General features: G+C 60.0%; 11 protein-coding genes. 6 read left to right on the top strand and 5 right to left on the bottom strand.

Annotation, left to right across the window (positions count from 1 at the left end; genetic code table 11):
* The first annotated feature begins 6 nt into the window (after positions 1-6).
* The 5 genes from pstA (at position 7) to ACYZTW_RS00430 (ending at position 5,726) form a co-directional block, all read left to right on the top strand.
* Positions 7-1,677: a phosphate ABC transporter permease PstA gene (pstA, locus tag ACYZTW_RS00450; RefSeq protein WP_462003309.1), complete on the top strand. Its 1,671-nt coding sequence runs from the start codon at positions 7-9 to the stop codon at positions 1,675-1,677.
* Between the two features lie 130 nt (positions 1,678-1,807).
* Positions 1,808-2,641, top strand: a complete 834-nt coding sequence (gene pstB / locus ACYZTW_RS00445) for a phosphate ABC transporter ATP-binding protein PstB (protein ID WP_033059285.1) — start codon at positions 1,808-1,810, stop codon at positions 2,639-2,641.
* A gap of 71 nt (positions 2,642-2,712) precedes the next feature.
* A complete protein-coding gene (phoU, locus tag ACYZTW_RS00440) occupies positions 2,713-3,474 on the top strand; it encodes a phosphate signaling complex protein PhoU (protein WP_095194608.1) in 762 nt (253 codons plus the stop codon).
* 167 nt (positions 3,475-3,641) lie between these two features.
* Positions 3,642-4,592 carry a response regulator gene (locus ACYZTW_RS00435; RefSeq protein ID WP_129439905.1) on the top strand — a complete coding sequence of 317 codons (951 nt, stop codon included), beginning with the start codon at positions 3,642-3,644 and terminating at the stop codon, positions 4,590-4,592.
* A gap of 237 nt (positions 4,593-4,829) precedes the next feature.
* On the top strand, positions 4,830-5,726 hold the full coding sequence (locus tag ACYZTW_RS00430; protein ID WP_462003308.1) for a peptidoglycan DD-metalloendopeptidase family protein: 897 nt from the start codon (positions 4,830-4,832) through the stop codon (positions 5,724-5,726).
* A gap of 178 nt (positions 5,727-5,904) precedes the next feature.
* Here the strand turns inward: ACYZTW_RS00430 and ACYZTW_RS00425 are convergent, their stop codons facing one another.
* The 3 genes from ACYZTW_RS00425 to phoB all read right to left on the bottom strand — a co-directional run bounded on the left by ACYZTW_RS00425 (position 5,905) and on the right by phoB (position 9,426).
* On the bottom strand, positions 5,905-7,245 hold the full coding sequence (locus ACYZTW_RS00425) for a hemolysin family protein (protein WP_462003307.1): 1,341 nt from the start codon (positions 7,243-7,245) through the stop codon (positions 5,905-5,907).
* 123 nt (positions 7,246-7,368) lie between these two features.
* Positions 7,369-8,691, bottom strand: coding sequence for a phosphate regulon sensor histidine kinase PhoR (gene phoR, locus ACYZTW_RS00420; RefSeq protein WP_462003306.1), 1,323 nt, complete (start codon positions 8,689-8,691; stop codon positions 7,369-7,371).
* A 45-nt stretch (positions 8,692-8,736) separates the two neighbouring features.
* Positions 8,737-9,426, bottom strand: a complete 690-nt coding sequence (gene phoB / locus ACYZTW_RS00415; protein ID WP_046045002.1) for a phosphate regulon transcriptional regulator PhoB — start codon at positions 9,424-9,426, stop codon at positions 8,737-8,739.
* A gap of 153 nt (positions 9,427-9,579) precedes the next feature.
* Between phoB and ACYZTW_RS00410 the strand changes: the two genes are divergently transcribed.
* Complete coding sequence (locus tag ACYZTW_RS00410; RefSeq protein ID WP_462003305.1) at positions 9,580-9,972, top strand: COG4315 family predicted lipoprotein; 393 nt, start codon at positions 9,580-9,582, stop codon at positions 9,970-9,972.
* A gap of 150 nt (positions 9,973-10,122) precedes the next feature.
* Here the strand turns inward: ACYZTW_RS00410 and ubiA are convergent, their stop codons facing one another.
* Positions 10,123-11,013 (bottom strand): 4-hydroxybenzoate octaprenyltransferase, encoded by an 891-nt coding sequence (gene ubiA / locus ACYZTW_RS00405; protein WP_462003304.1) that lies wholly within the window; start codon positions 11,011-11,013, stop codon positions 10,123-10,125.
* Positions 11,013-11,576, bottom strand: a complete 564-nt coding sequence (locus ACYZTW_RS00400; RefSeq protein ID WP_462003303.1) for a chorismate--pyruvate lyase family protein — start codon at positions 11,574-11,576, stop codon at positions 11,013-11,015. Before ACYZTW_RS00400 ends, ubiA begins: the two co-directional genes overlap by 1 nt.
* Positions 11,577-11,633: the final 57 nt, after the last annotated feature.

The raw sequence follows: 11,633 nt of genomic DNA, 5'->3' as shown, positions 1-11,633 counted from the left end.
AAGTCTGTGAAACAGAACTCCCTGAAAGGATGGTTCAAGAGCGGCGCCCCCGGCGTCTGGATCAGCGGTGGCGCGGTGTCCATCGCGGTCATCATGACCATTGGCCTGCTCGCGGTGATTGCCGTGCGCGGTCTGGGCCATTTCTGGCCGGCCGACCTGGTGCACGCCAGTTACGACGTGCCGGGCCAGGCCAACCACCTCGTCATCGGCGAAGTGGTGCAAAAAGAAGAAGTACCGCGCGAGCGCCTGAAAAGCGCTGGCCTGCCGGTGCCCGATCAGGGCCCGGAGTTCATGACCCGCGAGCTGATCAAGGTCGGCAACCGAGACCTGAACGGCAACGACTTCACCTGGATCGTTGGCGAGTGGCTGTCTAACCAGAAGACCCCGCCCGAGCTGATGACCATCGAGCGTCGTGAGTGGGGCAACTTTTACGGCTACCTGGTCAACGTCAAACAGGACGGCAAGGTCATCGCTGAAGGCGAAGCCGCATGGCCTGAGTTGCAGGCACGTGTGGAACGCGTCAACAAACTCGCCGCGCAGCTCAAGAGCCTGGAAAAAACCGACATTGGCGCGATCAACGCAGGGCTGGAGCGCGTGCGTCTGCACGGTCGCAAGCTGGAACTGGCCGGCACGATGGACGCTACCGCGCAAGCGGACATGGAGTCCGAGCGCGCCGAACTGAACGCGCGTTATCAGGACATCGAAGCCCGCCTGAACGACCTGCACGCCCAGTTCAACCGCGACAGCCTGACGGCCCGCGATGCGAACGGCAAAGAGATCGAAATCGGCATCGGCAAAGTGGTTCACGCCTATCAGCCGAACGGCATGAGCACCTTCACCAAGATCGGCTTCTACTTCAGCAAGGTCTGGGAATTCCTAAGCGACGACCCGCGTGAAGCGAACACCGAAGGCGGGATCTTCCCGGCGATTTTCGGCACCGTGATGATGACGTTGATCATGGCGATGATCGTGACCCCGTTCGGCGTGTTGGCAGCGGTTTACCTGCGTGAGTATGCGAAACAGAACGCCATGACGCGCTTGATCCGCATCGCCGTGAACAACCTGGCGGGCGTTCCGGCCATCGTTTACGGCGTGTTTGGTCTGGGTTTCTTCGTCTATGTGCTGGGCGGTTCGGTCGACCGGTTGTTCTTCCCTGAAGCGCTGCCGGCGCCGACCTTTGGTACGCCGGGTCTGCTCTGGGCGTCCCTGACCCTGGCGCTGCTGGCGGTACCGGTGGTGATCGTGGCCACGGAAGAAGGCCTGGCGCGGATTCCTCGCACCGTGCGTGAAGGCTCGTTGGCCCTCGGCGCAACCAAGGCTGAAACCTTGTGGAAGATCGTACTGCCGATGGCCAGCCCGGCGATGATGACCGGCATGATCCTCGCCGTGGCTCGCGCCGCCGGTGAAGTGGCGCCGCTGATGCTGGTGGGTGTGGTGAAACTGGCACCGTCGCTGCCGGTGGACGGTAACTACCCTTACCTTCACCTGGATCAGAAGATCATGCACTTGGGCTTCCACATCTATGACGTCGGCTTCCAGAGCCCGAACGTCGAGGCCGCGCGACCGCTGGTGTACGCCACGGCGCTGCTGCTGGTGCTGGTGATCGCCACGTTGAACCTGTCGGCCGTCTACATCCGTAACCATCTGCGCGAAAAATACAAAGCGCTGGATAGCTGATTTCATGCAGCACTGATTTCCATGTGGGAGCGAGCCTGCTCGCGAAGCTTTTGGCGCCAGTGATGGCCCCTTCGCGAGCAGGCTCGCTCCCACACAACCGAACCGAATTTGTTAGCACAGGGAGCCTCCCATGCAGCACGAAGCACATACCCACGGCATCAACATGTCCGCCCTGGGCCGCGACAAACAGAGCTTGAGCCTTGAACAGGAAACCGTCGCGATTGAAGTGCCGGGCCTGAGCCTGTTCTACGGCGACAAACAAGCGCTGTACGACGTCAGCATGAACATCCCGAAACAGCGCGTGACCGCCTTCATCGGCCCGTCTGGCTGCGGCAAGTCCACGCTGCTGCGCACCTTCAATCGCATGAACGACCTGGTGGATGGCTGCCGTGTCGAAGGCGAGATCAACCTGTACGGCAACAACATCTACCGTAAGGGCGAAGACGTGGCCGAGCTGCGTCGTCGCGTCGGCATGGTGTTCCAGAAGCCGAACCCGTTCCCGAAAACCATCTACGAGAACGTGGTTTACGGCCTGCGCATCCAGGGCATCAACAAGAAGCGCATCCTCGACGAAGCCGTCGAGTGGGCGTTGAAAGGCGCGGCACTGTGGGACGAAGTCAAAGACCGTCTTCACGAGTCGGCACTCGGCCTGTCCGGTGGTCAGCAGCAACGTCTGGTCATCGCGCGCACCATCGCCGTGGAACCGGAAGTGCTGCTGCTCGATGAGCCGTGCTCGGCACTCGACCCGATCTCGACGCTGAAAGTTGAAGAGCTGATCTACGAACTGAAATCGAAATTCACCATCGTCATCGTGACCCACAACATGCAACAGGCCGCGCGGGTTTCCGACTACACGGCGTTCATGTACATGGGCAAACTGGTGGAATTCGGCGACACCGACACCCTGTTCACCAATCCGGCGAAGAAGCAGACCGAAGACTACATTACTGGTCGTTACGGCTAGGAAGCTGTGGTTGCTCACTGAACTGACGCTGCGGCCCACCGCACCTTACCGGACGCTCCAAGGACGCCAACATGATTAGTAAAGAAGGCCTTACCCATCACATCTCCCAGCAGTTCAACGCTGAGCTGGAGGAAGTGCGCAGCCACCTCCTGGCCATGGGCGGACTGGTGGAAAAACAGGTCAACGACGCGGTGACCGCGCTGATTGAGGCCGACTCCGGCCTGGCCCAGCAGGTTCGTGAGATCGACGACCAGATCAACCAGATGGAACGCAACATCGACGAAGAGTGCCTGCGCATTCTGGCCCGTCGTCAGCCGGCAGCGTCGGACTTGCGTCTGATCATCAGCATCTCCAAGTCGGTGATCGATCTGGAGCGCATCGGTGACGAAGCGACCAAGATCGCCCGTCGTGCCATCCAGTTGTGCGAAGAAGGCGAAGCCCCACGGGGTTACGTCGAGGTTCGCCACATCGGCGACCAGGTCCGCAACATGGTTCGCGATGCGCTGGACGCCTTTGCCCGCTTCGACGCCGACCTCGCGTTGTCGGTGGCCCAGTACGACAAGATCATCGACCGCGAATACAAAACCGCATTGCGCGAGCTCGCCACCTACATGATGGAAGACCCGCGCTCTATCTCGAGGGTCTTAAGCATCATTTGGGTGCTGCGTTCGCTGGAACGGATCGGCGACCACGCGCGCAATATCTCGGAGCTGGTGATTTACCTGGTGCGCGGCACCGACGTGCGGCATCTGGGCCTCAAGCGCATGAAAGAAGAAGTTGAAGGCACAAGTGGCGAAACCGCTAATGTTCCGGGCAAAGCTGACGATAAGTAAGATTGCCTGAGAAAAGCGCCCGGCCTTTTGGCCGGGCGTTTTTGTTTGTGGTCGATGAATTCGAAAGCAGCACCCGCGAACGAAAAGTCCCGGCGTGACTGAAGGTTTTTGGCAATGTGCCATCAGCAAAGCGGTATGCTTGCCGGGATTTTTTAAAGGGGTGATGGATGAGTAAGGTCAGTGTGTTGGTCGTGGACGACGCGTCGTTCATTCGTGACCTGGTGAAGAAGTGCTTGCGCAACTATTTTCCGGGGATCCGGATCGAAGACGCGGTCAACGGCAAGAAGGCTCAGGCCTTGCTGGCACGGGAAGCGTTCGACCTGGTCCTGTGCGACTGGGAAATGCCGGAAATGTCCGGTCTGGAGCTGCTGACCTGGTGCCGCGAGCAGGACAACCTCAAGACCATGCCGTTCGTGATGGTGACCAGCCGTGGCGATAAAGAGAACGTCGTCCAGGCGATCCAGGCCGGGGTTTCCGGCTACGTCAGCAAGCCATTCACCAACGAGCAGCTGCTGACCAAGGTCAAGCAGGCCCTGAACAAGGTCGGCAAGCTCGATACCTTGATGAACAGCGCGCCGACCAAAATGAACTCGGCGTTCGGCAACGATTCCTTGAGCGCATTGACCGGCGGCAAGGCTGCTGTGGTCGCACCCGCCGCGGCGCCGGTCAACCCGTTCGCCAAACCTGTCGCCGCCGCGCCGGCGCCGGCGGCTGCTCCGTCTCGCGGTCTGCTCAACAGCCCTCCGATCAAGCCACCAGCGTCCTCCGCAGCGCCAACGGGCGGTCGTGGCCAGGGCCAACTGCGTCTGCCGAACGGCATTCAGCAATGTGTGATCAAGGCCTTGAGTCTCAAGGAAGCGCTGCTGGTGGTGAAACGCACCGACACCCTGCCGCAGGTGCTCGACAGCGCCGTGCTCGACCTGGAGCAGGGCGATAACGCCGAAACCGCCCGCCTGAACGGCTACCTGCACGCCATCGTCGCCCACGAACCAAAGCCCGACAGCGACTGGCTGCAACTGACCTTCCGCTTCGTTGATCAGGACGCGCAGAAGCTCGACTACATCTCCCGATTGATAGCACGTGGTACGGCGCAGAAGCATTTCGTACCCGGCGCATAATCTTCGTCGCCTGACAGGCCGCCTTCGCGAGCAGGTCGGATCGCCGCACCGTCGCTCCCACATTTGAAATGCATTCCAATGTGGGAGCGGCGGTGCGGCGATCCGACTTGCTCGCGAAGGGGCCATCGAACTCACCACACATCCGCTGAACGGCCCATTTTGAAACATCTGCCGACTACCCGGGTCCATTGCAGCTGCTAGGCTCTTTCCCAGGCCTTACTCGACAGAATCTTGCCCATGCTCGCGCGCCTGCTGTTTTTCTGTGGTCTGTTCATGACCTCTGTTTCGGCCATGGCCATGACGATCTACAAGTCCACCGACGCCAATGGCGTGGTCTCCTACAGCGACCGTCCCACGACGGGCTCCAAGGTGTTCGTTTTTCGTGATCGCATGGTCGAGAATCTTGAGCGTCAGGTGTACCTCGTGATCACGAAGAAAAAGGGCGTGGACAGCGTTTACGTGCGCAATGACCTGTATGCGCCGGTAGAAATCGAGTTGAGTTTCGGCGGGCTGAAGAACGTCAGTGGTGCGCCGAGCCGACCGATCCGACGGGTGATGCCGGCACGCAGCAGTATTCGTCTGGCGCTGCTCACGGCCACGCAGCCCGAAAGTCCACTCGCGTATACCCCAAAATTTGAATACTCCCTGGGCGACCCCTCAGGGTCCGCCATGGCCTATCGATACCCGTTGCCGTGGCGCGGCGGACCGTTTCGGCTGAGTCAGGGCGCCAACGGTCAATACAGCCACTTCGGTCCCAAGAACCGCTATGCCATGGACATCGCCATGCCCGAAGGCACGCCGATCATCGCGGCGCGAGGCGGTGTAGTGGTGAAAACCGAGAATGCCCAGACCGGGCGCGGCACCGATCCGTCGGGTAATTTCGTACGGGTGCTGCACGATGACGGGACGATGGGCGTGTACCTGCACCTCAAGCAGGGTTCGGTGTGCGTTCGCGAGGGGCAACGGGTGTCGGTGGGCAGTGCGTTGGCGCTGTCGGGTAATACCGGCAACAGCAGCGGGCCGCACCTGCATTTCGTGGTGCAACGCAATACCGGGTTGGGGCTGGTGTCGATTCCGTACCAGTTCAATCAACCGGTAGGCGCGTTGCCCAACTTTGCGTTGGGCAAACAGTGAAGTTGGTAGGAATCTATTGTGGTGATAGGACTTATCTGTGGCGAGGGGATTTATCCCCGTTGGACGGCGAAGCCGTCCCAATGCTTCTAGTTAAAGCGGGGTCGCTTCGCGACCCAACGGGGATAAATCCCCTCACCACAGATAAATCCCCTCGCCACAAAAGCCCTACAGGCCCGGATCAATCGAGCATCAACACCTTGGCCAAAATGATCTTCGGCCCTTTCATCTTCTTGATGATGATCCGCAAACCTTCGACTTCCAGCACTTCTTCCTCTTCCGGCACCCGTTTCAGGGTTTCGTAGACCAGCCCGGCGAGGGTTTCGGCTTCGATGTGGTCCAGATCGATGCCCAGCAGGCGCTCGACCTTGAACAGTGGTGTGTCGCCGCGCACCAGCAGCTTGCCCGGCTGGTACGCGAGGATCCCGCGCTCAGCCTTGCGGTGTTCGTCCTGAATGTCGCCGACCAACACTTCCAGCACGTCTTCCATGGTCAGGTAGCCGATGATGTTGCCATCGGCTTCTTCGACCAGGGCGAAGTGTGAGCCGCCTTTGCGGAACTGTTCCAGCAACTGCGACAGCGGCATATGGCGCGAAACCCGCTCCAGCGGCCGGGTCAGTTCGGCGAGGTTGAACGACTCGGGAATGTGGTCCAGAGCCGCTAGCTCCAGCAGCAGATCCTTGATGTGCAGCAGGCCGACGAACTCCTGACGATCGCTGTCGTACACCGGATAACGGCTGAACTTGTGGCGACGGAACATCGCCAGGATTTCCTTCAGCGGCGCGTTGAACTCCAGCGTCACCAGGTCTTCCCGGGAATTGGCCCAGTCGACCACTTCCAGCTCGCCCATCTCCACCGCTGAGGCCAAAACGCGCATGCCTTGGTCGCTCGGGTCCTGGCCACGGCTGGAGTGCAGGATCAGTTTCAGTTCTTCACGGCTGTAATGGTGCTCGTGATGAGGGCCGGGTTCACCTTGGCCGGCGATCCGCAGGATCGTGTTGGCGCTGGCGTTGAGCAGGTAAATGGCCGGGTACATGGCCCAGTAAAACAGGTACAGCGGCACGGCGGTCCAGAGCGACAGCAGTTCGGGTTTGCGGATGGCCCAGGATTTCGGGGCCAGCTCACCGACCACGATATGCAGGTACGAGATGACGAAGAACGCGGCGAAGAACGATACGCCTTTGACCACTTCGGCCGACTGCACGCCGACGGCCTCAAGCAGAGGCTCGAGGATGTGTGCAAACGCCGGCTCACCGACCCAGCCAAGGCCGAGAGAGGCGAGGGTGATACCCAATTGGCACGCCGACAGGTAGGCATCGAGCTGACTGTGAACGGTGCGCAGGATGTGTCCGCGCCAGCCGTTTTTTTCAGCGATGGCTTCGACCCGGGTCGAGCGCAATTTGACCATGGCAAATTCCGCCGCAACGAAAAAACCGTTGAGCAAAACCAGGATCAGAGCAAAAAGAATCATGCCGAAATCGGCGAAGAGTGTCGCGAGGGTCAAGCCAGGGGATGGGTCCATGATGGAGTTTTGCGGGTTCCGTGTATTCAAAAAAGGGGGAAATGCGGTGCCTGAAGGGCAGGCACAAGTCAGCCAATGTAGCGGCTGACTCGGTGATTGCCTAGTGGCGAGTGCTGGTCGGTATCAGTCGGTAGTGCTGATGACCCGGGATTTCGTGACCTGAGCCGGCGCAAAATGGCAGGTAAACGTGCTGCCGTGGCCCGGCACACTGCTGATTTCCATCCGCGCGCGGTGACGCAGCAGCACGTGTTTGACGATCGCAAGTCCCAGCCCCGTGCCGCCGGTGTTGGAGTTGCGGCTGGAATCGACGCGGTAGAAGCGTTCGGTCAGGCGCGGCAGGTGTTTGCTGTCGATGCCGATCCCGGAATCCTGCACGCTCAGGTGTGCGCCTTGCTCATCCCCCCACCAGCGAATACGGATATTGCCTTCGGCCGGGGTGTATTTCACCGCGTTGAACACCAGATTGGAAAACGCGCTGCGCAACTCGGCTTCGCTGCCCTTGAGCAGAATCGTCGGGTCGGCTTCCAGCGTGATCTTCTGATTGCGCTGAGCAGACAACTGCTGAGCGTCGCTCTTGATCGATTGCAGCAAGCCGTCGATGGCCACTGGCTGGTTGTCCGACGGGTAATCGGTGGCTTCCAGTTTGGCCAACAGCAGCAAGTCGTTGAGCAACGTCTGCATGCGTCCGCCTTGCTGCTGCATCTGTTGCAGGGCACGGGACCAGCGCGGGTTCACGTCCTCGACGTTGTCGAGCAGGGTTTCCAGATAACCGCAGATCACCGTCAACGGCGTGCGCAGTTCATGGGAGACGTTGGCGATGAAGTCTTTGCGCATCTGTTCCAGTTGATGGATACGCGTCACGTCGCGCACCAGCATCAAATGTTCGTTGTTGCCGTAGCGGGTGATGTACAGCTGAATGCGCAGACGATCATTGATCGGTGACGGGATTTCCAGCGGCTCGGCGTAGCTGTCCTGCTCGAAGTATTCCTTGAAGCGCGGATGGCGTACCAGGTTGGTTACGGGTTGGCCGCTGTCTTGCGGGGTTTTGAGGCCGAGCAAGGTTTCGGCGGCGCGGTTCCACCATTCGAGGTTGCCGTCGCTGTCGAGCATGATCACTGCATCTTTCAGCGCGGCAGTCGATTCCTGGACCCGGTCGATCACCGCTTGCAGACGCCCGCGCACCCGTTGGTCACGGCGTTGCAGGTGGTAGATGCTGTCGAACACTTCGCCCCACAAACCATAGCCGTCGGGCGGCGCCTCATCGGGTTTTTGCAGGCGTAGCCATTCGTGCAAACGCAGCAATTGCTTGAGCGTCCAGGCCAGGTAAAGGCCCAGGCCCGCGGCGAGGCTCCAGCCGTAGTAGCCGGTAATCAGGCCGATCACCAGGCAGGCGGTGACCAGCAGCAGCATGTGGCGAATCAGGGTGCCATGCCAGTTTTGGTTCACTTGAACGCGCGTCCTTGTCAGCTTGTCGGGCGGGAAAGGTCCGGGTCAGGCCTTGGTAGAAAACCGGTAGCCGGTGCCGCGCACGGTTTGTACCAGATTTTCGTAGGCATCGCCGAGGGCTTTGCGCAGGCGGCGGATGTGCACGTCGACGGTGCGCTCTTCGACATAAACGTTGCCGCCCCAGACCTGATCCAGCAACTGGCCACGGGTGTAGGCACGTTCCTGGTGGGTCATGAAAAATTGCAGCAAGCGGTATTCGGTCGGGCCCATCTCGGCGGGTTTGCCGTCGATGGTCACACGGTGGCTGATCGGGTCCAACAGCAGGCCGCCGACTTCGATCGGTGTCTCGCCATCGGTAGGGCCGGCACGGCGCAGCACGGCCTTCAGGCGCGCAACCAGCTCGCGTGGGGAAAAAGGCTTGGTGATGTAGTCATCGGCGCCGACTTCCAGCCCCTGGATCTTGTTGTCCTCTTCGCCCTTGGCGGTGAGCATGATGATCGGGATGTCCCCGGTCAGCTCATCGCGCTTGAGGCGTCGGGCCAGCTCGATGCCGGAGGTGCCGGGCAGCATCCAGTCGAGCAGGATCAGGTCCGGCTTGCGGTCGACGATGATGGCGTGGGCCTGTTGCGAGTTCTCAGCCTCCATGCAGTCATAGCCGGCCATTTCCAACGCAACGGCGATCATTTCGCGAATGGGCGCTTCGTCGTCGACGATCAGAATGCTCCTGCCAACCATGCCTTTAATCCTCTTGTCATTTAACTGTCTTGCGCCGCATTAGATAACGGAATTATTGCAGTCGTGTGACAGTATTTTAGTCGCCCGGCGATTGTTGTGATCCTGAACTAAGCTCTAATTCCGAATCCTGACAACCACAAAAGGAAGGTTTCCATGAAGCAATACTCGCAATCCTTCAAAGCTTTGATGCTGACTGCGGTCATGGGTTTGCCATCAATGGCCTTCGCGGCTGAGCCTGCAATGATGAAAGGCGATGTGATGGTCGATCATAAGGGCATGACGGTGTACATGTACGACAAGGATACTGGCGGTAAGTCAATGTGTAACGGTGAGTGTGCCAAAAACTGGCCGCCAATGATGGCTCCGGCGGGTGCTAAGGCCGAAGGCAAATGGAGTGTCATTAAGCGTGATGACGGCAAGATGCAATACGCTTACGACGGCATGCCGCTGTACACCTTTGTGAAGGACGAAAAGCCTGGAGAAATGAAAGGTGACGGCATGAAAGATGTCTGGCACATCATCACCAATTCCGGACCGAAGAAGTAAACCTGTAGCAGCTGGCGAAGCCTGCGTTCGGCTGCGCAGCAGTCGTAAAATCTGCGTTCGCGGTTCATCTGATACACCGCGTGAACAGACGTTACGACTGCTGCGCAGCCGGACGCAGCCTGCGGCAGCTGCTACATAGAAGCGTGCTCATCAACGCAATGCATAATCCAGCACGATCCCGACAAAAATCGCCAACCCGGCCCAGTGGTTGTGCAAAAACGCCTTGAAGCAACGCATCCGGTCCTTGCCACGGGTGTACCAGAACTCCCACGCAAAACACCCCGCCGCCGCCAGTAACCCGAGGTAGAACCAGCCACCGAGCTCGAATTTCGACCCGGCCAGCAGCAGGCAACCCAACGCCAACCCTTGCAGGGTCAGGATGATCACCCGGTCCGCATCGCCAAACAGAATCGCCGTGGATTTCACGCCGATCCTCAGGTCGTCGTCGCGATCAGTCATGGCGTAGTAGGTGTCGTAGCCCACCGTCCACAGCAGGTTGGCGATCCACAGCAACCACGCCGCCGCTGGGAGTTCACCGGTTTCGGCAGTGAACGCCATCGGCATCCCCCAGGAGAACGCCGCGCCCAGCACCACTTGCGGGTAATAGGTGTAGCGCTTCATGAACGGGTAAGTGAAGGCCAGTGCCAAACCGCCGAACGACAGCCAGACCGTGGCCGCATTGGTGCACAGCACCAACAGGAAACTCACGCCCATCAGCAGCGCGAAGAAAGCCAGCGCTTCTTTGGAACTGATCTTGCCGCTCACCAAAGGTCGCTGTTCGGTGCGTTTCACGTGGCCGTCGACCTTGCGGTCCGCCCAGTCATTGATCACGCAGCCGCCGGCGCGGGTCAGCACCACGCCCAGGACGAAAATCACGATGTTGGCCAAGGAAGGCGAACCCTTGCCGGCAATCCACAGCGCCCACAGCGTCGGCCACAGCAGCAGATAAATGCCGATCGGTTTGTCCATGCGGGTCAGCTGAATGAAATCCCAGGCCCGTGGATTCAAGTGATTCAGGGACTTGAGCAGGCTCTGGTACATCAGCAGTTCTCCGGATGGGCGCGGGTAGCGTTCCACAGGGTCGGCAAGAAAATTTCGGCTACCAGCACGCTCAAGGCACCGCGGTCGAAACGCGAGCGGCGGCCCCACAGTTCAGGTGCTCGGGACTCCATCGGCAGCCACTCCTGAGGATAGTGACAAACCTCAATGGCGCGCCGTTGGAACGCCTGATCGCAAAACAGCAATTCGCCCAGGGAGCGGCTGCCCAATTCGTCCATGTGTAAACCGTCGCCCTGCAACGCACTGCGCGCCGCCACGCTGCGCGCAAACACCCAGGCTTCGCCGTGGCCGCGCAGATACACCTCGCGAACCCAGCCTTCGCTGCCTTCAGCCAGCTCCAGCGCAGCACATTCGTCCGTGCGCAAGGGCTGCCAGCCTTCGAAGAGTGGCGTGACGCTGAAGCCATCATTCGACAAACGGATCAGCCGTCGGGTCAAAGAGCCTTCGTCGAACAGCCAGTCGAGCGTAGACGTGTCGGGGAGGGGCGTCAGTTGGCTTCGAGGGAGCCAAAGCGGGGGCGCGGCGGGGGATTTTGAGTGCGGCACAGTGAGTCATTATTGGCAGCAAATGAGGCGGCGAGCTTACCATGTCAGCCTGCGATT

Source organism: Pseudomonas sp. LB3P25, from assembly GCF_054897985.1.
This window is presented reverse-complemented; position numbering and strand designations above follow the sequence as displayed.

Coding starts and splice junctions, on each gene's coding strand:
- ACYZTW_RS00430 (WP_462003308.1), top strand. CDS start 4,830: ATGCTCGCGCGCCTGCTGTTTTTCTGTGGTCTGTTCATGACCTCTGTT.
- phoB (WP_046045002.1), bottom strand. CDS start 9,426: ATGGTTGGCAGGAGCATTCTGATCGTCGACGACGAAGCGCCCATTCGC.
- phoU (WP_095194608.1), top strand. CDS start 2,713: ATGATTAGTAAAGAAGGCCTTACCCATCACATCTCCCAGCAGTTCAAC.
- ACYZTW_RS00410 (WP_462003305.1), top strand. CDS start 9,580: ATGAAGCAATACTCGCAATCCTTCAAAGCTTTGATGCTGACTGCGGTC.
- ubiA (WP_462003304.1), bottom strand. CDS start 11,013: ATGTACCAGAGCCTGCTCAAGTCCCTGAATCACTTGAATCCACGGGCC.
- ACYZTW_RS00435 (WP_129439905.1), top strand. CDS start 3,642: ATGAGTAAGGTCAGTGTGTTGGTCGTGGACGACGCGTCGTTCATTCGT.
- ACYZTW_RS00425 (WP_462003307.1), bottom strand. CDS start 7,245: ATGGACCCATCCCCTGGCTTGACCCTCGCGACACTCTTCGCCGATTTC.
- pstB (WP_033059285.1), top strand. CDS start 1,808: ATGCAGCACGAAGCACATACCCACGGCATCAACATGTCCGCCCTGGGC.